Source organism: Luteimonas sp. RIT-PG2_3, from assembly GCF_054902115.1.
In genome coordinates this window covers 367,886-389,492 of sequence record NZ_JBUBPF010000001.1, presented here as the reverse complement: position 1 = coordinate 389,492, position 21,607 = coordinate 367,886, and the positions used below count along the sequence as shown (strand labels likewise).

Genomic DNA, 21,607 nt, shown 5'->3' with positions numbered 1-21,607 from the left:
GCGGCAGCTGGCCTGCCAGCGACCTGCTTACCAGCGACCCTTCAGTGTCAGGTTGTAGCTGCGTGGGGTGCCATAGACGTTCTCGTTATAGATGCTGCCGATGGCCTGGTAGTAGCGCTTGTCGGTCAGGTTGTCGCCGTACAGTCCGACGGTCCAGGTGTCGTCGATCTCGAACTGCACCGAGGCATTCCACAGTGCGTAACCGCCCTGGCTGTATTTGAAGGCAAGGTAATCGGTATCGGGATCAGCCGGATCGGCCGGCACATAGCCGCTCATGAAGCCCTCGCTCTGCGCGATGACGCCGCCGTTGAGGGTCAGGCGCGACCACTTGCCCGGCAGGCGGTAGGTCGACCAGACCTTGAGCAGTTGGCGCGGGGTCACGCCGAGCAGGAACGCTCCGCTGCCGTAGAAGCCGGCATCGCCACTCATGCCGTTGTACTGGGTGCGGACATAGGTATAGCCCGAGAACAGCTGCCAGCCCGGTGCGATCAGGCCGCTGAACTCCAGGTCGATACCCTCGGAGGTGATGTCAGCCTGTCCGATGTAACAGCACGAGGACCCCTCGGCACCAGGCACGTTGGCCGGATAGGCGGGATCGCTGATGCCCTCACCGACGCGTTTGACACGGTAGATGGCAGCGGCGGCGTTGACGCCCTTGAACAGCTCACCCTTGATGCCGAGTTCCAGGCTGTTGCCGGTGATCGGATCCAGAGGGGTGCCCGGCAGCGGGCCCTTCAACAGCGATGCCTGGATCTTGTAGTTCTCGCCATAGCTCAGGTAGCTCGTCCAACGGTCGGACAGCTTGTAGCTCAATGCCGCGCTGGGGATGAATGCAGTGTCGGAACGGCTGATGTAGGACACACTCGCGGGCGGGCCAATGCGGTTGACCACTTGCTTGTAGTTGAAACTGCCGTAGCGGCCGCCGATGGTCAGTCGCAGCGGATCGGTCAGCTGCAGGCCGACGGTCGCGTAGTAGCCACGCTGAATCTGGCGGTTGACCGGAATATAGTTGCCGAGCGTCGAGGGCCGTTCGGGGAAATCGGCAGGATCGTAGTTGAAGACGTCGATCGAGTTGTTCACCGGGTCGTACGCATATCCGGACACGTAACTCTGCTGGCCGCCGCCATCGAGCTTGGCGAAATCTACGCCGACGGTGTAACTGTGGTCGCTGCGGCCGAACAGCCCGAACTTGCCGCTGGCGGACAGGTCCGCCAGGTCCTGCGACGAGTCGTAGCTGTTGTGCGAGCCATACGCTACTGGCTGCGCGCCTGTGGCTGGATCCACGTAACCGGAAATCAACAGATATTTAGCTTCGCTCTCCTGCTCGATCCGCGACAGGTTGAGCCGGATCGTGCCGGTCTCGCCGTACTTCTGCTCGGCCTTGAAGAAGAACTCCTTGTTGGTGAAGTCCCAGTGCGCCCAGTCCGGCGCGAAGCTCTGGCTGCGCGGCAGATACAGGTCGCCGCCATCGGCATAGCGCGGGACGCCGGCCCAGCCGACATAGCTGCTTTCATCGCGCTTCTCGTAGTTCGCGCCAAGGCTCAGCACGGTGGTGTCGGTGGCATCGAATTCGAGCACGCCATAGACGATGTCCTTGCGTGTGTTGGCGCGATCCCAGAAGTAACCCTTGTCGACATAGGCTGCGACCGCGCGTCCACGCAGTCGACCGTCCATCGCCAGCGGACCGGTGACGTCGATCTGCGCGCGACGGTTGTCCCAGCTGCCCAGCGAGAGGTCGAGCTTGGTCGACAGGTAGTCCAGCGGACGCTTGCGCACCAGGTTGATGACGCCGCCGGGCTCGCCCGCGCCGGAGTACATGCCGTCGACGCCACGCAGCATCTCGATGCGCTCCAGGTACGCGGTGTCGGGCGTGTAGAAGAAGCCCAGGCCACCGGTGAACGCCGGCGCGCCGCCATCGAACTGCAGGGTCTGCACGCGGAAGCCGCGCGAGTAGAAGAAGCTGTCGACCGGGCTGTAGGCGCCGACGGTGACGCCGGTCGTCTGGATCAGGGCTTCCTGCAGATCGGTCAGGTTCTGCGCTTCGATGCGCTCGCTGGTCATCACGGTGACCGACTTTGGCGTGTCGCGCAGCGACTGGCCGTCCTTGCCGCCGGCGCTGATGGTGTTGTCGAGCGTGCCGAACACGCTGACGGTATCAAGGGTCTTGGCGTCCGTGCGCGGGGTGTCGCTGGCGGCATCCTGGCCGAAGGCGGGAAGCGCTGCCATCGAGACGAGCAGCAGCGAGAGTTGCAGCGCAAGTGGCGAGCGTTGCAGGGGACGGGACTTGGTGGACATGAGAGCACCTGGCGTTGGAAGGTTGGCAAAGCCGCAGTCGCCGGATCCATGGTGTGCGGGTTGATGAGGTCTGTTTTCAGCGTGTTGCTGGTTGCTCGGATGACTCCGAAACCATGCGTGTCACGCGCGCCGCATGTCCAGCAGGACGGCCTGTATCACTGCGAGCACGGGTTTTATTGGACAGTCCTGCGCACATGTTTGAATCAGTAGTTCTACCGGATTAACGGAATATTTATATGCTATTTGGCGCGATGTTTTGCAGTCATTGTTTTTTGCATTGATCAGCGCGCCGATTCGACATGCACGCCATGCTTCCATGTTGCGAATGCGGCTTGTTTACGGTCGCATTTGGTTTGCGATTGCGGCTGAAAAAGCAGATGAAGGATCCACGCGAAGCAAGGCGTGCGAGCAACTCGACAGCGGGATCAACGGCTGCATCAACTGCTGTACCAGAAAAAAAAGCCGGACGACCATGTCGTCCGGCTTTCAGGTGTTGCAGGAACGCGTGTTGTAGATCGGGTTGCTGCGGAACCTGCGATGGCAGGATCAGTTGTGACAGCGCCTGTTGTTCAAGAGCCGGTTGTCGCAGAACCAGTGTCGCCTTGCTTACCAGCGACCCTTCAGCGTGAAGTTGTAGTTGCGCGGGGTGCCATAAACATTTTCGCCATCGATTCCGCCCACTGCGGTGTAGTAAGTACGGTCGGTGAGATTCTCACCGTAGATGCCGACGGTCCAGGTGTCGCTGATCTCGTACTGCACCGAAGCATTCCACAACGCATAGCCACCCTGGCTGTTGCGATAGGGCTGCCAGCCAGCTATCACGATCTCGTCGTCGACAGTCCCGAAGATCGGGGCAGAACCATCCATGTACGACGCGCTCTGCGCGATCACGCCGGTATTGATGGTCCAGCGCGACAGGTTGTCGGGCAGGCGCCAGGTGCTCCAGGCCTTGAACACGTGTTTGGGCGTGCGACCGAATGCCCATGCGCCGGTTCGCCAGGCTTCGTCAGTCGCGTTGAAACTGGTGTTGACGTAGGTGTAGCCCGCGAACAACTGCCAGCCGGGCAGCACCAGACCGCTGACTTCAAGATCGAAGCCCTTGGACTGGACGTCGCCATTGGCGCGATAGCAGCACTGGTTGCCGTTGTTCGGATCAATCGGCGCACCTGGGAAACTGCTGTCCGGTTGACCTTGGCCGATGCGCTGGACGCGATAGATCGCAGCGGCGAAGTTGAGTCGTTGGAAAATCTCGCCCTTGATGCCCAGTTCAAGGCTATCGCCGGTCACTGGATCCAAGGAAGTACCCGGCAGCGGTCCTTTCAACAGGCCGGCCTGCGGCTTGTAGTTTTCGCCGTAGCTCAGGTAGGTCGTCCATTTGTCGGACAGGTTGAAGCTCAATGCGGCGCTGGGAATGAAAGCAGTGTCGGAGTAACGGCTGATATTCTGATTGCCGCCAACGATGTTTTGAACCGAGTAGTAGCGATACTCGCCATAACGCCCACCGATGGTCAGCCGCAGTGGATCAGCCAACTGCAGGCTGAGTGCGGCGTAGTAGCCGCGCTGGGCCTGTTCCAGGACCGGGTAATAGGAGGACAGCACCGATGGTGCGTCCGGATACTGGGTATGGTCGTAGTTGAAGACGTCGACGTCATGGCTCGCCCAGCCGTAGCCGACCACGTCGTAAGCGCGCTGGCCACCGCCGTCGAGTTTGGCATAGTCGGTACCGACGGTATATCGGTGGCTGCGGCCGAACAACTCGAAGCTGTCGCTGGCCGACAGGTCGATCAGGGTCTGCTTCGACGTGTATTCGTTATGCGAAGCACTGAGCTTCGGCATTATGTTGGCCTGCTCATCAAGAAAGCCATACACCGTGGTGTAACGCGCGACGCTGTCCTGACGCAACTGGGTCGTGTTGAGCTTGATCGTGCCGTTGTTGCCGTACTTCTGCTGGACGTTGGCAAACAGCTCCTTGGTGTTCTGATCCCAGCGCGACCAGTCCGTCGCAAAGTTGGTGCTGCGCGGCAGACCCAGGGAAGAGCCATCGGAGTAGCGCGGCATGCCCGACCAGCCGACATAGGCGCCTTCGTCGCGCTTCTCATGCGTGGCACCGACGTTCAGCAACATGGTGTCGGTGATGTCGTATTCCAGCGCGCCGTAGACGACCTGCTTCTCGTTGTTGGCACGGTCCCAGAAGTAGTTGCGATCGCCGAGGGCGACCACCGCACGGCCGCGCAGGCGACCGTCCTCGGTCAGCGGGCCGGTGACATCGAACTGGCCGCGATAGTTCTGCCAGCTACCGGCCGACAGGTTCAGGCTGGCGGCGAAATCCTGCTGCGGGCGTTTGCGCACCATGTTGATGACGCCGCCGGGCTCGCCGGCACCGGAGTAGATGCCGTCGACGCCGCGCAGCATCTGCACCTGGTCCAGGGTCGCGGCATCGGGGGTGTAGTAAAAGCCGAAGCCGTAGGTGTAGGCCGGGGCGCCGCCGTCGAACTGCACGGTCTGCACGCGGAAGCCGCGCGAGTAGACGAAGCTGTCCAGCGGGCTGTAGGCGCCGACGGTGACGCCGGTGGCCTGGGTCAGGATTTCCTGCAGGTCGGTCAGGTTCTGCGCCTCGATGCGCTCGTTGGTCATCACGGTGACCGACTTGGGTGTTTCCTTCAGCGAGGTGCCGTCCTTGGAGCCGGCACTGATGCTGCTGTCGAGGGTGCCGAAGACGCTGACGGTGTCGAGGGTCTTGGCGTCGGCGCGCGGTGCATCGGCGGCGGCATCCTGCGCCAGCGCGATACAGGGGAAAGCGGCCATCGATGCGATCAGCAGCGACAGGTGCAGTGCCAGCGGCGAGCGCTGCAGGGGGCGGGGTCGGTTCGACATGGGACTACCTGGCAAAAGTGGATGGATGCAGCGGCCAGCGGACCCGCGGGGGCAGGGCCGGGACGGTCTTCGGGACGTTGGAACCGGGAGCAGCGGGGGGACTGCAGGGCCGGTGCGGGGCTCAGGCCGGCCGCTTGGAGGCGGTCCGGAATCGGCGCGGGCACGGCACTTATTGGGCGGCGAGGGGGCAAGAAAACGAATCTGTAGTTTCACCTAATTTAACGAAATCTTCATAATCATTTCGTGTTAGTACGAAAGCGTGTGGCGGCGGCGCGGATTACGGCAACTTGTTGAAAAATAATAAAAAAGGCCGGGCGACAATGTCGCCCGGCCCTTGCTGGCACCCTTGGAAGGCCTGGCTTACCAGCGACCCTTCAGCGTCAAGTTGTAGCTGCGCGGGGTGCCGTAGACATTCTCGCGGTTGATGTCTCCGATGGCCTGGTAGTAGCGCTTGTCGGTCAGGTTGTCGCCGTAGACGCCGACGGTCCAGGTGTCGTTGACCTCGAACTGCACCGACGCATTCCACAGCGCGTAGCCGCCCTGGGTGTACTGGAACGGAATGGTTCCGGCGGCGGGATTGGTCGGGTCTGCCAGCACCGAGCCCCGCATGAAGCCTTCGCTCTGTGCGATGACGCCGCCGTTGAGGGTCAGGCGCGACAGCTTGCCGGGCAGACGGTAGGTCGACCAGACCTTGAGTTGCTGGCGCGGGGTCACGCCGAGCAGGAAGGCACCGCTGCCATAGAAACCGCCATCTCCTTCGAGGCCGTTGTATTTGGTGCGCACATAGGTGTAGCCCGAGAACAACTGCCAACCCGGTGCGACCAGGCCGCTGAACTCCAGGTCGATGCCCTCGGAGGTGATGTCGGCCTGTTCGATGAAGCAGCACGACGAGCCTTCGCCGCCGGGCAGGTTCTCCGGGTACGCGGGATCACGGACGCCTTCGCCGATACGCTTGACCCGGTAGATTGCCGCGGCGGCGTTGACGCCCCTGAAGATCTCGCCCTTGATGCCGAGTTCGAGGCTGTTGCCGGTGATCGGATCCAGCGGCGAGCCCGGCAGCGGTGCCTTCAGCGACGTGGCCTGGACCTTGTAGTTCTCGCCGTAACTCAGGTAGCTGGTCCAGCGGTCGGACAATTTGTAGCTCAATGCCGCGCTGGGGATGAAGGCACTGTCGGAATAGCGGATGTAGGACGTACTGGGACTGTCGCCGTAGCGATGGACGAGCTGCTTGTAGTTGAACTCGCCATAGCGACCACCGAGGGTCAATCGCAGCGGGTCAGTCAGCTGCAGGCCGACGGTCGCGTAGTAGCCGCGCTGGATCTGGCGGTTGACCGGGTAGAACGCTGCCAGCGTGGAGGCCGTCTCCGGATAGATCGAAGGATCGTAGTTGAAGACATCGGCCTGCTTGCCGTCGCCGAAGGCATAGCCCGCCATGTTGTAGCTGCGCTGACCGCCGCCATCGAGCTTGGAGAAGTCGACGCCCACGGTGTAGCTGTGGTCGTCGCGGCCGAACAGGCCGAACTTGCCGCTCGCCGACAGGTCGGCCAGGTCCTGCGCCGAGTCGTAGGTGTTGTGCGAACCGTAGACGGTGGGACGCTTGTACAGATCCGGGTTGTCGTTGGGCTGCACGTAGCCGTAGATCAGCAGATACTTGCCTTCGCCTTCCGAGGTGATGCGCGACAGGTTGAGTCGGACCGTGCCGGTGTCGCCGTACTTCTGCTCGACCTTGGCGAAGAACTCGCGGTTGGTGAAGTCCCAGCGTGCCCAGTCGGGCGCGAAGTTCAGGCCGCGCGCCAGGTTGAGGTCGCTGCCGTCGGCATAACGCGGCACGCCGGACCAGCCCATGTAGCTGCCTTCCTTGCGGGTTTCGTAGTTGGCGCCGATGCTCAGCAGGGTGGTGTCGGTGGCATCGAATTCGAGCACGCCGTAGACGATGTTCTTGTCGTTGGTCGCGCGATCCCAGAAGTAACCCTTGTCGACATAGGCCGCGACCGCGCGGCCGCGCAGGCGACCGTCGAGTCCCAGCGGACCGGTGACGTCGATCTGCGCGCGACGGTTGTCCCAGCTGCCCAGCGACAGGTCGAGCTTGGTCGACAGGTAGTCCAGCGGGCGCTTGCGCACCAGGTTGATGACGCCGCCAGGCTCGCCTGCACCGGAGTACATACCGTCGACGCCACGCAGCATCTCGATGCGCTCCAGGTACGCGGTATCGGGCGTGTAGAAGAAGCCCAGGTCGCCGGTGAACGCCGGCGCGCCGCCATCGAACTGCAGGGTCTGCACGCGGAAGCCGCGCGAATAGAAGAAGCTGTCGACCGGGCTGTAAGCGCCGACGGTCACGCCGGTGGTCTGCACCAGCGCTTCCTTGAGGTCGGTCAGGTTCTGCGCGTCGATGCGCTCGCTGGTGACGACGGTGACCGACTTGGGCGTTTCCTTCAGCGACTGGCCGTCCTTGCCACCGGCGCTGATGGTGTTGTCGAGCGTGCCGAACACACTGACGGTATCAAGGGTCTTCGCATCCGTGCGCGGGGTATCGGTGGCGGCATCCTGGCCGAAGGCGGGAAGCGCCGCCATCGAGACGAGCAGCAGCGAGAGTTGCAACGCCAGCGGCGAGCGTTGCAGGGAACGACGGGGGATGGACATGGACGGGCCTGGAGAAATGTGGAAAGGAACAGCCGCCACCGCCGGAATCGCAAGCGGATCCGGGGCGTCGTCTGGCGGTAGGGTTGGCTGGCAGCCGGAGGGCCGCGTAGCTGGGTGGGGCAAAGTGGCTGGCGGACGGGCCGCGTCGCTGGTGCATCGCTCGCATCGGCTGTCCTGCGGTGCAGGACGCGGCCGGGAGCCACAGGCACGGTGCCGATGCTTGGCCACGGGTGGCCGGATCGGTTGCGTAGTTTGACCTGAATTAACGAAAAAATCATAGACCCGGGTGCGAGGCGTCGTCCGGGCGGCCGGTCGCTGATGGAAGCCATGCATTGCGAAGGCATCGGCGATGACCGCCAGCACCTGCGACGTGCGCGCTGCGTTGACGTGCATGAACGCTGGAATGCCGATCCGCGATACGCGACGCGATCGTGCGTGTGGGCCACGGCCTTTGCCCTACCATGGCCTCCATCCTCGGAGGACAAGACACCGCATGGCCAGACGATCCGGAGCCGAAGCACGTCGCCGCCTGCGCCCCTGGCATGGCATGGCGCTGGCCTGCCTGGCCGGCACCTGCTTGCCCGCAGCGGCGCAGCAGGTGGTTGCGTCCGGTCAGCAGGCGCCGCAGGCGATACAGCAGGCGGTGCAGCCTGCTGTACAGCCAGAAGTACAACCTGCAGCACCGCCCGCCGTACAACCGACACCGCCCGACGATCCGGCCTACCGTCAATGCCTGCTGCGGCTGCGGCCGCAGGCGATCGCGCAGGGCGTCCGTGGCGAGTTCTTCGACGCGCGGACCTCGACACTGCTGGCCGATCGCAGCGTGCTCGAACTGCTCGACGCGCAACCCGAGTTCACCACGCCGATCTGGGATTACCTGGCCGGGCTGGTCGACGACGAGCGCGTCGCCGACGGCCAGGCGATGCTCGAGCGCCATCGTGCGCTGCTCGACAAGGTCGCGCAGGCCTACGGTGTCGACGCCGCGACCGTAGTCGCGGTCTGGGGTGTCGAGAGCGATTTCGGCCGCGTGTTCGGCAAGCGTCCGCTGCTGCAGTCGTTGTCGACGCTGTCGTGCTTCGGTCGCCGCCAGGCCTTCTTCCAGGGCGAGTTCATCGCGACGCTGAAGCTGTTGCAGGCCGGCGACATCCGCAATCCCGACATCACCGGCTCGTGGGCGGGCGCGTTCGGGCACACCCAGTTCATGCCGACGACCTATGCGCGGATCGCGGTCGATTTCGACGGCGATGGTCGTCGCGACCTGGTCGACAGCATCCCCGATGCGCTGGCGTCGACGGCGAATTACCTCAAGCGCGCCGGCTGGCGCAGTGGTCAGCCCTGGGGCGTTGAAGCGAAGCTGCCTGCCGGCTCCGATGGCCGCCTGACCGGGCTGGCCGGTCGCACCGCGCGGCGGCCGCTGTCGGACTGGATCGCGCGCGGCGTGACCCGGGTCGACGGGACGCCGCTGACGACGGGGGGCCTGGCCGCCGACACCAACGCGGCATTGCTGTTGCCTGCGGGCGGCCATGGACCGGCCTTCATCGTGTTCCGCAACTACGACGCGATCTACAGCTACAACGCCGCCGAAAGCTATGCCCTGGCGATCGCCACGCTGGCCGACCGCCTGCGTGGCGGCAAGGGACTGGCGACGGCCTGGCCGACCGACGATCCCGGCCTGTCGCGCGCGCAGCGGCGCGAACTGCAGACCCTGCTGCTGGCGCGCGGGCACGACATCGGCACGGTCGACGGCATGATCGGCAACAACACCCGGCGCGCGATCCAGTTCGAACAGCGCGCGCTGGGTCTGCAGCCTGAAGACGGCCGTGCCGGCGGCAAGGTATTGAAGGCGTTGCAAGCGGCACCGGCTGCTGCCGTCGCGCCGCCAGCACCGCCGCCGCAGCGTTGACCGGCTTGCAGACGGCGGGCGTCGGCGGACGCGCGTCGCTGCTGTCTGCCTGACCGCTTGCCGTTCGCCGATGATGCCGCCGGCCTGATGGCGTCAGCAGGGACCGCGCCGCTCCCGCAGGCGCGGGGCTTCGCGCATAATCCGCGCCTTCGCCATCGCGCATGGATCTCCCGTGAGCCCGCCCCTCGCCAGCTCCACCCGCAAAGCCGCGCTTGCGTTCATTTTCATCGTCGTGCTGATCGACGTGCTGTCGTTCGGCGTGATCATTCCGGTGCTGCCGCATCTGGTCGAGGACTTCGCCGGTGGCGACCGCGCGCAGGCGGCGATCTGGGTCGGCATCTTCGGCACGGTGTTCGCTGCGGTGCAGTTCGTGTCGTCGCCGATCCAGGGCGCCTTGTCCGACCGCTATGGTCGTCGTCCGGTGATCCTGCTGTCGTGTCTCGGGCTGGGCCTGGATTTCATCCTGATCGCGCTGGCGCCGTCGCTGGCCTGGTTGTTGGTCGCGCGCATCATTTCCGGCGTCTTCGCGGCCAGCTTCACCACCGCCAACGCCTACATCGCGGACATCACCGCGCCCGAGCAACGCGCCAAGAGCTTCGGCCTGATCGGTGCGGCGTTCGGCCTTGGCTTCATCGTCGGTCCGCTGATCGGCGGCTGGCTCGGCGAATACCACCTGCGCGCACCGTTCTGGTTCGCGGCCGGCCTGTCGCTGCTCAATTTCCTGTACGGCATCTTCGTGCTGCCCGAATCGTTGCCGCCGGAGAAGCGCGCGAAGCGCTTCGACTGGTCGACGATCAATCCGCTGGCGCCGATCGTGCTGCTCAAGCGCTATCCGGGCATCTACGGGCTGGCGGCCGTCATCCTGATCGCCAACCTGGCCCACTACGCGTACCAGAGCATCTTCGTGCTGTTCGCCGACGTGGCTTATGGCTGGGGCGCGCGCGAGGTCAGCTGGGTGCTGGCGCTGGTCGGCGTCTGCAGCGTCATCGTCAACGTCGGTCTGGTCGGGCGCGTCGTCAAGCGCCTCGGCGAACGTCGCGCGCTGCTGTTCGGCCTGGCGTGCGGCGTGGTCGGGTTCACCGTCTATGCGTTCGCGTCCGAGGGCTGGATGTTCCTGCTCGGCCTGCCGATCAGTGCGCTGTGGGCGATCGCGGGACCGGCGTCGCAGGCGCTGGTCACGCGCCAGGTGGACGCCAGTGAACAGGGCCGTATCCAGGGCGCATTGATGAGCCTGATCTCATTGGCCGGCATCGTCGGCCCACTGCTGTTCGCAGGCGTGTTCGGATTGTTCATCAGCGACCGCGCACCCTTCGCGCTGCCGGGCGCGCCGTGGTTGCTGGCGGCCTTCCTGCTGGCGATTGGCCTGGCGATCGCCTGGCGTTCGGCGATGATGGCGCCCGCGGCACCGGATGCGGCGAGCGGAGGCGACGACGCGGGCGCTTCGGCGGAGACGGATGCGGACGTCGCGCAGACCACGGCCCAGTCGGGCGTCATCGAGCAGACGGTGGTGCAACAGGCGGCCTCGGAACGGAACTGAGGATCCGCTCGCCTGAGGGAAGGCTCGACGGCACCATGTCTGGGCGCCGTGCCTGCGTGGGTGAGAAGCTGCGGTGATTGCTGATTGCGGCGATTGGGGCTGCGGCGATCGCGACCGCGGCAATTGATCTACGCCAAGGCGCTGATCGGGCCCGTGTCTCGGCCCGATCAGGCGCGATGCCTGCGCGGAACTGCCGCGATCAGGTCGTGGTCGGCACGCTGTCGGGATCGGTCGGCGGGGTTTCCGGCTGGGTCGGATCGCTGGGCGGCGTGTTGGGCGTCGTCGGCTGCATCGGATCGGCAGGATTGGTCGGCGGCACCATCGGATCGGCCGGTGCGGGTTCGGTCATCGGTGGTGGCGGTGAGGTGGCCGGCGCCGGATCGTTGGCGCTGGGCAGTTCATCGGTAGGCGTGTAGGCCTCTTCCGGACGTTGGCAGGCGGACAGGGCGAGCGAGAGTGCGGCAACGGCCGTGAGCGGGAGAATCATGCGGCGCATGCGAAAACTCCTTGTTCCAGTCGTGGATGGCACCACGGGAGTCCTGAGTATCGTCATAGGCATGTCGCAGCGGCGTCATCTCCCGGTGAACGCACCGTCAAGGCATTGTTCGGAAGGCCTCATGCTCCTGCTGCCCCGCGCCCAGCGACACGCGTATGGGGCCGGTCACTTGCGGCCCCTAGGCTGCATGGCGATGATCCCGGAATCAACTCCCGGAGAGATCCCATGCATCGCTTCGCCTTGCTGGTGACCGTCCTGCTGCTCAGCGCCTGCGGCAGCGTCGAATATCGCGATACCAGCGCCGCCGTGGACGCCAATCCCTTGTGCGCGAGCCGCCCGGACCAGCCCAATGAGCCGGTGTCCCGCGATTGCGAACGCAAGCAGGACGCGACCTGGAGTACCGAGCGCAAACGTGATGCCGCGCCGCTGGATTTCTCGGGCAAGCGCAAGGACGACTGAGCGCGCCGAGCCTGGCGACACGGCAACGCGACAACACCTCATTCGGGCAACACCACCACCGGGCAGCGCCGCGATCGCTGGCGATGCCCGATGGTTGGCTTCAGGTCGTGCAGGATCAGCCGCAGCGCAGGGACTGGATCAGGCCCTTGTCGTCGGTCGCGATATCGAGGCGATCCTGGCGGAAATCCATCGTGGCGGCATCGCCGGGCTTGAGTACGCGCGAGATCGCTGCGCCGCTGTCCTTGACGGCCTGTTCGACGGTCGCGGCGGTGGCTTCCTGGCCGACCAGAGCCTGCACGGCCTCGGCGTTGCAGGTCGCGGCGGCGTCATCGGGCGCGGGAACGGCCTCGGCGGGCTCGGTGCCGACCGTCGCCGCTTCCGTTGCCGGGGCCGCAGCGGCGTCTTCCGCCGGGGGCGTCGTCGGCTGGCAGGCCGCCAGCATCAGGACCGCCAATGCGCCGCAGGCCAGCGAAGCGCGGGAAAGGGATCGTGCGTAAGCCATGTTGACTCCTGAGGGTTGAGGGACGCGGCCACTGTAGTCCCTGACACGTTAAAGAAGCGAGTCAGCGCGGCGAGCGCGCTGTAGCGCCGGGCCGATGCCGACGCGCCGGTTGCGATGCGTTAGCCTCTTCGCATCTGTTGATCGTGGATGTATCGAGATGTCGCGGAATTGCCGGTTGTCCCTGGCCTGCCTGCTGCTGTGTCTGGCATGGTCTTCGTCGTCGCTTGCCGCCTCGCCCGGCGAGGACATTCCCGGTGGCGGGATCCAGGCCCAGCAGCTGGCCGGGCACCTGCGGGTGTTGAGCTCGGATGCGTTCGAAGGTCGCGCGCCGACGACGCCGGGCGAAGACAGGACCGTGGCCTACATCAGCGAGCAGTTCGCGAAGGCCGGCCTGCAACCGGCGGGAGACGCCGGTGGCTGGACGCAGGCGGTGACGCTGGAGCGCAGCGAGATCGCGGGGCCGGTGCGGGCGACGCTGCACGTCGGCGGCGCTGACCGCGCGCTGGTCAACAGCGAGGACATCGCGGTCGAGACGCTGCGGCCGCTGGACACGGTGGATCTTCGCAGCACACCGCTGGTCTTCGTCGGCTACGGCATCACCGCACCGGAGCTGGAATGGGACGACTATGCCGGTGTCGACGTGCGCGGCAAGATCGTCGTGATCCTGGTCAACGATCCCGATTTCGAAACTGCGCCCGGCAGGTTCGGTGGACGCGCGATGACCTGGTACGGACGCTGGTCGTACAAGTACGAGGAGGCCGCGCGACGCGGCGCGGCCGGCGCGCTGATCGTGCATGAGACGGAGCCCGCGGCGTATCCGTGGGCGACGGTCCGCAACGGCCGCAATGGCCCGCAGTACGACATCGTCCGCGCCGATGCGGAGGCCTATCACCTGACGATGCGCGGCTGGATCCAGCGCAATCTTGCGGTGGGGTTGTTCCGTTCGGCCGGTCTCGACTTCGAGGCCGAGAAGCGTCGCGCGCAGCAGGCCGGTTTCGTCGCGCAGGCGGTGCCGGGCGCGGCGTTGTCGATCCGCTTCGACGTCAAGCGCGATCGCATCACCACGCGCAATGTCGCAGGCCTGCTGCCCGGCGGCGCGCGCGCTGATGAGACGGTGATCGTGTCCGGCCATTGGGACAGCTTCGGCATCACCGCCAATGCCGATGCGTCCGGCGACAACATCATCAACGGCGCGGTCGACAATGCCACCGCGATCGCGTCGATGATCGAGTTGGCGCGCGTGTTTGCCGCAGGCCCGCGGCCGCAGCGCAGCCTGCTGTTCCTGGCGCTGACCGCGGAGGAGAACGGCCTGCTCGGCGCCAAGTACTACGCCGCGCATCCCTTGCGTCCGCTGGCGACCACGGCGGCGATGTTGAACATGGAGATGTGGAGCCCGGATGGCGAAACCCGCGACATCTCGTCCTGGGGCGTCGGCAAGGTCTCGCTGGAGCGCAGCCTGGTCGAGGCCGCCGCGCGCGACGGGCGCAGTTACTCGGCCGATGCCAACCTCGAGGCCGGGCTGTTCTTCCGTGCGGATCATTTCGCGCTGGCCCAGGCCGGCGTGCCGGCGATCACGATCGGCCCGGGCATGGACCAGCTCGATGGCGGCATCGCCGGCGGCAAGGCCGCGCGCGCCGACTATTTCGCCAAACGCTACCACCAGCCCGGTGATGCCTTCGACGAAAGCTGGGACATGGCCGGCCCGGTGGCCGACACGCGCACGGTCTACCGGCTTGTGGCCGACATCGCCAACCGCAGCGACTGGCCGCAGTGGGACGACGACAGCGAGTTCAAGGCCGCGCGCGACCGCAGCGCAGAGGCGCGTGCCGGAGAGGATGCGCGGTAGAGGTCCCCCGTTTCTTCGCCGGCGTGCAGATCGTTTCTGTGGGAGCGCCGACAGGCGCGATGAAGCCTTCCTGTGAACGCCTGCCGGCATTCCTGCAGGAGTGGGATCTGCGCGTCTATCCTCCGACGGCATTGCGCTTCGCGGCCGGCAGCGCGGCGCGGATCATCGCGTTGTAGCCGTCGGCCAGAAGGCCGAAGCCCGATTCGGTCGGGTGGATTTCGTCGTACCAGAAGCCGGGCGTGCCGGCGTCGGCCATCGACGAGAAATCGGCATACGAAAACACGCCCGGATGCGCAGCCTTGCTCGGTGCCAGCACGCGGTCGCGGAAACCGTCCACCAGCAGGCGGCGCGCGAAGCGTTCGGCTTCGGCCTTGTCGTTGCCGAGCACGCGTTTCATCGTCGGCCACAGCCAGGGACCGACGTTGCCGATCAACGGCGCCGCCAGCCCGACGTTCTTGATGTTGGTCCGGCCCTTCATGCCGATCGCATCGCGCAGCAGCGGGGCGTAGCCATGGCCGACGACGCGCCGTCCGATCCCGCCCATCGCGGTCAGCAGCAAGGCGTAGCGTTCGCGGATGCCGTCGAACGCGCCGCTGTCGGCCACCGTCTGGAAGGCCGCATCGGCGTCCATCCGTGGCCTGCCTTCGAACAACGCCTGCAGCCTCGCGCCCAGGCAATCGTTGCCGCCGATGCTCAGGCACAGCAGGTCGAACTCGCGCGAGGCCAGCCGCTCGGCGACCTGGGCGCAGGCCGACGGCGTCAGCATCTTCGCGGCGGTCAGGCCGGGACCGCCCAGTCGCAGCGACATGCCGTCGATGCGCGAGAAGCTGTTCCAGTAGAGGTTCTTGTACAGCGGCGTGCTGAACCAGGAATCGCCCCAGTAGGCGATCGCGGGGCGGCGCTGCAGGTAGTCGCGCCAGACCTGGCGTTGCCGGGAGCCGGGCGTGCCGGTGGCGGCATTGACCTGCGACCAGTTGTCGTAGATGCGTTTGAGCGACATCGTCATCCCCGGGGGCGGGTGGAGGAATGGCCGTGCGGCAGGCGCGGCCTTCCTGCTGACAACGCGGGCGCGGGCCAGGGACGGACAGCGGCCGCAGGCCGCCACGCAATGCGTTTGACGTAAAGTGATCCGGGGGGATTCGCCTTGCAATGGAGCGCAGCGTGGATCTGCAGGACGTGGTGCCGGCATTGAAAGCCCGGTTGTTTGGCGGCGATCCCGAGAACAGGGTCGACAGCGATGCGGTCAAGGCTGCCGAGCTTGCGTTGATCCTGGGGGATGCCTGGGAACCACCGCAGGCCGGCGACGCCGACGCACGTGCCGACGATCCGGCCGCGCCATGGGGGCTGGCCCTGTCGGGGGGCGGCATCCGCAGCGCCACGTTCGCGCTGGGCGTGCTGCAGACGCTGGCACGCCAGCGCCTGCTCGGCAGCTTCCATTACCAGTCCACGGTCTCCGGTGGCGGCTACATCGGCGCGTTCCTGCAGGCGTTGATCCGACGGCACGGGTTCGCGCGCGCGTTCGCGGTACTGCGGGCGCAACCGGGCGCGCGCGATGAGGGCGATGCCGGCGATGGTGCCGGACCGGTCGCGGCGACCGATCCCACGCTGGCCGTGCATCGGCCGATCCGCCACCTGCGCGAATACAGCAACTACCTGAGCCCGCGCAAATCGCCGTTCTCGGGCGACACCCTGGGCATGGTCGGCACCTACGTCCGCAACGTGTTGCTGGTGCAGCTGCAGTTGTGCGCGCTGATCCTGGCGATGGCCCTGCTGCCGCTGCTGCTGTACGGCGTGCTCGGTCGCGTGGATCCGGCGACATGGCTGTCGCTGGCCGGGTGGCTGGGCCTGCTGGCGGTCGCGCTGCTGGCCTACGTCAGCACGCATGGCGATCGGTATCAGGCCGATAGCGATGGCGGCATGCCATCGCAGCCGGTGGTGCTGGCGGCGCGCGGGGTCATCGCCGTGCTGGCGGCGTCGTCGATGGCCGGTGCATTCGGGCTGGCGATGTTCGCGGAGATGCCATGGCCGTTCTCGCGGATCGCGGCCCTGGGGATGGCCTCGCCGATGCTTCAACTGGGCATCACCACCGCGCTGCTGTACGCGGCGATGTGGCTGGCCTGGCTGTTGCTGGATCGCGGGTACATGCACCTGAAGGGAGGCGGGCCTTCCAAGGGCGCCGGATTTGCAGGCGAAGGCGCGGCCGTTACCGGCGACCTGCCATCGCCCCTGCAGCGGCACCCGTGGCGCTATGTGCTGGCGACGCTGCTGACCAGCGTGTTCGCCGGCGGCGCGATCATGGCCCTGGCCAGCGTGCTGCGCTTGCAGCCCGAGACCACCGGCCTGTGGTCCACGCTGGTGCTCGGGCCGAGCCTGGTGGTGCTTGCGGTCGTGCTGACCGGGATCATGCATGTGGGGTTGGCCGGGCCGGCGATGAGCGACCTGCAGCGCGAGATCTGGGCGCGCGTCGGCGGCAAGACCGCAGGCGTCGTCCTGCTGGGCATCACCGTGCCGCTGGCCCTGGTGATCTGCGGACCGTTTCATCTGCTGCAACTGGTCGATGTCGGCCAGGACCGCGTTGCCGGCCTGGGCTGGGCCGGCGTGCTGGCCTGGCTGTCGACGACCGGCCTGGGCCTGGTCATCGCGCACGGCAAGCGCGATCCCGAGGCCAAGGGCGCGGGCGCCAGGGTATTGGACGTCATCGCGCGCATCGCGCCGTGGGTGTTCATCCTGGGGTTGCTGATCGGCCTGAGCCTGATCGGGCACTGGCTGTTGCAGACGCTGGCGCGGCGGCTGCCCGGCACCGGCGCGGTGGTCGATGCGGCGAAGGACCTGCTGCAGGCCCCGACGCGTGCCGACTATCTGGGGCAGCTTGAGCAACTGATCGTCGGCGCGCCGCTGGCCTTGTGCCTGCTGTTCGTGGGCGCGCTGTTGTTGTGGCTGCTGTTCGCCTGGGCGGTCAACGTCAACGAGTTCAGCCTCAACGCCTTCTATCGCAATCGCCTGGTGCGCTGCTACCTCGGGGCCAGCAACGCGCTGCGCAATCCCGAGCCGACCACCAATTTCGATGTCCAGGACGACCTGGTGCTGGCCGATGTGGTCGAGCAGAGCCGCCTGGACGGGCAGCGCCCGCTGTATCCGCTGATCGGCACCGCGATGAACCTGGTCGCCGCCAAGCAACTGGACTGGCAGGATCGCAAGGCGGCGACGTTCTGCCTGTCGCCGGGCTACTGCGGTCACCTGCCGCCGTTGTCGCGGCCGGATGAAAGCGCGGTCGGCGATCGCTTCGCGGCGACCGCCGGCACCGCGCAACGACGCATGGCAGGCGCTGCGGTCGCAGCATCGGCATCGACATCAGCGGCATCGGCATCGGCATCGGCATCGGCACCGCCGCGCATCGGTTCGCTGGCCAGCGCCCTGTCGCTGGGCAGCGCGATCGCGATCTCCGGGGCCGCGGTCAATCCCAACATGGGGTATCACAGCTCGCCTGCGGTGACCTTCCTGCTGACGCTGTTCGATGCGCGCCTGGGCTGGTGGCTGCCCAATCCCAGCCATCCGCAGCATCCCGATCCCGACAGTTCGCCGTTCTTCGGTCGCTGGCTGTTGGCCGAACTGCTCGGGCGTACGCATGCCGGCGGCAAGTTCGTGCACCTGTCCGATGGCGGGCATTTCGAGAACCTGGGCCTGTACGAGCTGGTGCGCCGGCGTTGCCGCTTCATCCTGTGCGTGGATGCCGGCGCCGATGGTCGCCGCGAATTCGCCGACCTCGGCAATGCCGTGCACAAATGCCGCGTCGATTTCGGTGCCAACCTGCGCATCGATGTCGACGCCCTGCGGCCGGGCAGCGACGGTCGCGCCGAACGCAGTTGCGCGGTCGGGCGCATCGACTATGCCGATGGCAGCAGCGGCACCGTGCTGTACCTGAAGCCGACGCTGACCGGCGCCGAACCCGCGGACATCGGCCACTACGCGCGGACGCACGCCTGCTTCCCGCACGAGGCCACGTCCGACCAGTATTTCGACGAAGCCCAGTTCGAAAGCTATCGCCGCCTGGGCGAAGACATTGCCGCGCGCGCGCTGCTGCCGGCGATCGAACGCATCGGGGCCGATGCCGGCGCGCCGCAGCACGGCCGCCTCGGGCTGGCCGATTCGACGCTGAAGCAGAAGCTGCTGGTCGCGTTGCGGCAGAAATGGGTGGCGCCGCTGGCGGATGCGAAGGGGCGCTTTGCCGTGCACGCCGATGCCTTGACCGGATTGTTCACGCGCCTGCGAGAGACGCCTGCGCTGGCGGTGCTGGATGCGCAGTTCTATCCAGCCTGGGCCGACCTGGTCGAGGATCCCGATGTTGTGCCGGGTAGCGATGCCGCGCGTCCGCTGGGACGACGCACGCGGATGCCGGCGGCGCGCGATTTCCGCGCCTGCTTCTACTTCTGCCAGGAATTGATCCGGTTGATGGAATCGGTCTATCACGACCTCGACCTGGAGCAGGCCTGGGACCATCCCGACAATCGCGGCTGGATGAACGCGATGCGCCATTGGAGCTGGGCGCCGATGTTCCGGATCGCATGGACGGTCGGTGCGCCCACGTTCGGCGCGCGCTTCGTCGCGTTCTGCGAACAGCGCCTCGACCTGCCGCGGCTGAGCAACGACGACCGCGCGCAGCGCACGCTGCGGATCGAAGAAGCCTCGCCGGGCGAGGGCGTCGACTGGATCGCGCATTGCGGCACGCTGATGGCGCAGGCCCGCATCAACCACATCGAACACGGCATCCTGACCGCAGAGACCCTGCTGCGCGGCGAGGCCGTGCCCGAGCGCCTGTTCCTGCTGCGGCTGCGCTGGAAGAACGTGCTCGCGCGCACCGGTACGCGGATCCCTGATTCGACGCTGGGCATCGCGGTGTTGTCGGGCGGCACGCTGCGATTGCTGCGCGTACAGGACCACGTGCGCAGGATGGGGCTGGCGACCGAGTTCATCCGCCTGCTGGTCGACCGCCAGCGCATCGAAGCCGTCGACGTGCGTGCCGGCTACTACGGCCTTGCCGGGGTTTGCCGCACCGGCACCGCGCGCAGCGTCAGCGCCTGGTTGCAGGCGGCGCTGCTCGCGGCACGCCAGCGCCGGCCGCGCCGGTCGCGTCGAGCAGGCACGCCAGGCACGCCGCCGCGCGGAGACGATCGAGCCGGGGACCAGTGAGGCGGGAACGATCCATCCGCCTGACGCCGCCGTGTGCCCGCGTGTCGTGTTGCCCGCCACCATGACGCTCGCCACATGGCAGGGTCGCGGCGCTGCGGCACAATGGCCTTTCATTCTTGGGGGGAACGCCATGCACCGTGCGGCTTCGTTATTGCTGGTTCCGCTGCTTGCCCTGGCCGCGTCCGCGTCCGCCGCGCCGCCGTCGTCCGCCGAGGCCAAGGCCTTTGCGGAACGCACGCTGGCCGACAACTGCGACCCCAACGGGCCGGGCATGGCGGTGTTGCTCGCACGCGGCGACAACGTGCTGTATCGCGGCGCCTGTGGCCAGGCCGATATCGAACTGGCGGTACCGCTTTCGCCCGACCAGGTGTTCCGCATCGGATCGGTGACCAAGCAATTCGCCGCTGCCGCGGTGCTGAAGCTGGTCGAGGACGGCAAGCTGTCGTTGCGCGATCCGCTGACCAGGTTCGTGCCGGGCTATCCCGGTGGCGACAGGATCGACGTCGAGATGCTGTTGAACCATACCTCGGGCATCCGCAGCTACACCGATATCGCGGCGATCATCGAGGACGGTATCCGCAAGGATCTCAGCACCGCGGCGCTGATCGATACGTTCAAGGATGAGACGCCCGACTTCGCACCGGGCGAAGGTTGGCACTACAACAATTCCGGCTACGTGCTGGTGGGGGCGGTCATCGAAGCCGCCAGCGGCAAGCCTTGGCATGCCTACCTGCAGGAGGTGTTCTTCGCGCCGCTGGGGATGACCCGGACGGGCTACGGCAACGAGCAGGACGCCGTGATTTCCGGCCATGTCTCCGGCTACACCCGCAAGGGCGACGCCTGGGCGCGTGCGCGTTATCTCAGCATGACCCAGCCGCACGCTGCGGGCGCGCTGGTGTCCACGGTCAACGACCTGCTGACGTGGAATCGCGCGCTGCACGAGGGCAAGGTGCTCAAGCCCGACAGCTATCGCGCGATGATCACGCCGGTCGGCAAGGCGGAGAAGAGCGGATACGGCTACGGCATCAGCGCGGCCATGCTGCGCGGCGAGCCGCTGCTGCAGCACAGTGGCGGGATCTTCGGCTTCAGCAGCTACCTGCTGTACACGCCGGGCAGCGATACCACGGTCGCGGTGCTGTACAACGCCGACGGCGGCAGGCCCGGCAAGCTCGACACCGGCGGTATCGCCAAGACCATTGCCGCGTACTCGCTGGGCCGGCCCTATCCGGCCAAGCAGGCGATCGACATCGACGCCGCGACACTGGCGCAGTACGAAGGCGTCTATCGCAGCGATGCCGACACCACGCGCGTGCTGCGCATCAAGGACGGCCGAGCGACCCTGCAGCACAACGGCGGACAGCCCCAGCTGCTGATTCCGGTGGCGGCCGACACCTTTCTGTTCGAGCAGGGCTTCTCGCGGCTGCGGATCGAGCGCGACGGCGAGGGTCGTGTCTCGGCGTTGCGGCTGTTTCCCGAGGACGAAGGCGAAGGTGTTGTCTCGCCGCGCTCGGGCGATCCGCTGCCGGCCGAGCGCGTCGCGGTCGAGGTTCCGCGTGCGGCGCTCGAGCGTGTCGTCGGCGAGTACGCCAAGGACGGGCTGGCGTTGAAGGTCTTCCTCGACGGCGACACGCTGAAGGGGCAGTTGGCAGGGCAGCCGGCGTTCGAGCTGTTCGCCGAGTCGGCCTCGGCGTTCTTCCTGAAAGTGGTCGAGGCCCGGCTGGTGTTCGCGCCCGGCACCGGTGCCGTGACCGCCGTGACCCTGCACCAGGGGGGCATGGAGCAGGTGTTCACGCGCAACTAGCGGATCGTCTCCTTGCGAGGGCACCGACCGGTGGCCGGCCGCCGCCGGTCTGGCCGATTTGCATCGC

13 protein-coding genes are annotated in these 21,607 nt (G+C 66.6%); 7 read left to right on the top strand and 6 right to left on the bottom strand.

Going from position 1 to position 21,607, the window contains the following annotated elements; all coding sequences use genetic code 11:
• Positions 1–27 precede the first annotated feature (27 nt).
• Positions 28–2,295, bottom strand: a complete 2,268-nt coding sequence (locus ACYX7E_RS01615; RefSeq protein ID WP_462078785.1) for a TonB-dependent siderophore receptor — start codon at positions 2,293–2,295, stop codon at positions 28–30.
• 265 nt (positions 2,296–2,560) lie between these two features.
• On the opposite strand from ACYX7E_RS01615, the gene ACYX7E_RS01610 reads away from it, so the two are divergent.
• A complete protein-coding gene (locus tag ACYX7E_RS01610) occupies positions 2,561–2,809 on the top strand; it encodes a hypothetical protein (RefSeq protein ID WP_462078784.1) in 249 nt (82 codons plus the stop codon).
• Between the two features lie 92 nt (positions 2,810–2,901).
• Here ACYX7E_RS01610 and ACYX7E_RS01605 read toward each other — a convergent pair whose 3' ends face one another.
• Positions 2,902–5,169 carry a TonB-dependent siderophore receptor gene (locus tag ACYX7E_RS01605; protein WP_462078783.1) on the bottom strand — a complete coding sequence of 756 codons (2,268 nt, stop codon included), beginning with the start codon at positions 5,167–5,169 and terminating at the stop codon, positions 2,902–2,904.
• A gap of 360 nt (positions 5,170–5,529) precedes the next feature.
• Positions 5,530–7,809 (bottom strand): TonB-dependent siderophore receptor, encoded by a 2,280-nt coding sequence (locus tag ACYX7E_RS01600; protein WP_462078782.1) that lies wholly within the window; start codon positions 7,807–7,809, stop codon positions 5,530–5,532.
• A 493-nt stretch (positions 7,810–8,302) separates the two neighbouring features.
• Here ACYX7E_RS01600 and ACYX7E_RS01595 point away from each other — a divergent pair, with 493 nt between their 5' ends.
• A complete protein-coding gene (locus ACYX7E_RS01595) occupies positions 8,303–9,712 on the top strand; it encodes a lytic murein transglycosylase (RefSeq protein ID WP_462078781.1) in 1,410 nt (469 codons plus the stop codon).
• 154 nt (positions 9,713–9,866) lie between these two features.
• On the top strand, positions 9,867–11,249 hold the full coding sequence (locus ACYX7E_RS01590) for a TCR/Tet family MFS transporter (protein WP_462079049.1): 1,383 nt from the start codon (positions 9,867–9,869) through the stop codon (positions 11,247–11,249).
• A 199-nt stretch (positions 11,250–11,448) separates the two neighbouring features.
• On the opposite strand, the gene ACYX7E_RS01585 is transcribed toward ACYX7E_RS01590, so the two are convergent.
• Positions 11,449–11,745 (bottom strand): hypothetical protein, encoded by a 297-nt coding sequence (locus tag ACYX7E_RS01585; RefSeq protein WP_462078780.1) that lies wholly within the window; start codon positions 11,743–11,745, stop codon positions 11,449–11,451.
• A 225-nt stretch (positions 11,746–11,970) separates the two neighbouring features.
• Between ACYX7E_RS01585 and ACYX7E_RS01580 the strand changes: the two genes are divergently transcribed.
• Positions 11,971–12,204, top strand: coding sequence for a hypothetical protein (locus tag ACYX7E_RS01580; protein WP_462078779.1), 234 nt, complete (start codon positions 11,971–11,973; stop codon positions 12,202–12,204).
• A gap of 115 nt (positions 12,205–12,319) precedes the next feature.
• Here the strand turns inward: ACYX7E_RS01580 and ACYX7E_RS01575 are convergent, their stop codons facing one another.
• Positions 12,320–12,706 carry an I78 family peptidase inhibitor gene (locus ACYX7E_RS01575; protein WP_462078778.1) on the bottom strand — a complete coding sequence of 129 codons (387 nt, stop codon included), beginning with the start codon at positions 12,704–12,706 and terminating at the stop codon, positions 12,320–12,322.
• Positions 12,707–12,881: 175 nt separating this feature from the next.
• Between ACYX7E_RS01575 and ACYX7E_RS01570 the strand changes: the two genes are divergently transcribed.
• Positions 12,882–14,552 carry a M28 family peptidase gene (locus ACYX7E_RS01570; protein WP_462078777.1) on the top strand — a complete coding sequence of 557 codons (1,671 nt, stop codon included), beginning with the start codon at positions 12,882–12,884 and terminating at the stop codon, positions 14,550–14,552.
• A gap of 115 nt (positions 14,553–14,667) precedes the next feature.
• Here the strand turns inward: ACYX7E_RS01570 and ACYX7E_RS01565 are convergent, their stop codons facing one another.
• Positions 14,668–15,552, bottom strand: a complete 885-nt coding sequence (locus ACYX7E_RS01565; protein WP_462078776.1) for a hypothetical protein — start codon at positions 15,550–15,552, stop codon at positions 14,668–14,670.
• A 161-nt stretch (positions 15,553–15,713) separates the two neighbouring features.
• Here ACYX7E_RS01565 and ACYX7E_RS01560 point away from each other — a divergent pair, with 161 nt between their 5' ends.
• Both ACYX7E_RS01560 and ACYX7E_RS01555 read left to right on the top strand, forming a co-directional pair.
• Positions 15,714–19,739: a hypothetical protein gene (locus ACYX7E_RS01560; protein WP_462078775.1), complete on the top strand. Its 4,026-nt coding sequence runs from the start codon at positions 15,714–15,716 to the stop codon at positions 19,737–19,739.
• A 130-nt stretch (positions 19,740–19,869) separates the two neighbouring features.
• Positions 19,870–21,540, top strand: coding sequence for a serine hydrolase (locus ACYX7E_RS01555; RefSeq protein ID WP_462078774.1), 1,671 nt, complete (start codon positions 19,870–19,872; stop codon positions 21,538–21,540).
• Positions 21,541–21,607: the final 67 nt, after the last annotated feature.

Bases quoted from the DNA above. Each gene is read 5' to 3' on its own strand.
- ACYX7E_RS01615 (WP_462078785.1), bottom strand. From the start codon at position 2,295: ATGTCCACCAAGTCCCGTCCCCTGCAACGCTCGCCACTTGCGCTGCAA.
- ACYX7E_RS01605 (WP_462078783.1), bottom strand. From the start codon at position 5,169: ATGTCGAACCGACCCCGCCCCCTGCAGCGCTCGCCGCTGGCACTGCAC.
- ACYX7E_RS01600 (WP_462078782.1), bottom strand. From the start codon at position 7,809: ATGTCCATCCCCCGTCGTTCCCTGCAACGCTCGCCGCTGGCGTTGCAA.
- ACYX7E_RS01595 (WP_462078781.1), top strand. From the start codon at position 8,303: ATGGCCAGACGATCCGGAGCCGAAGCACGTCGCCGCCTGCGCCCCTGG.
- ACYX7E_RS01585 (WP_462078780.1), bottom strand. From the start codon at position 11,745: ATGCGCCGCATGATTCTCCCGCTCACGGCCGTTGCCGCACTCTCGCTC.
- ACYX7E_RS01580 (WP_462078779.1), top strand. From the start codon at position 11,971: ATGCATCGCTTCGCCTTGCTGGTGACCGTCCTGCTGCTCAGCGCCTGC.
- ACYX7E_RS01575 (WP_462078778.1), bottom strand. From the start codon at position 12,706: ATGGCTTACGCACGATCCCTTTCCCGCGCTTCGCTGGCCTGCGGCGCA.
- ACYX7E_RS01565 (WP_462078776.1), bottom strand. From the start codon at position 15,552: ATGTCGCTCAAACGCATCTACGACAACTGGTCGCAGGTCAATGCCGCC.
- ACYX7E_RS01555 (WP_462078774.1), top strand. From the start codon at position 19,870: ATGCACCGTGCGGCTTCGTTATTGCTGGTTCCGCTGCTTGCCCTGGCC.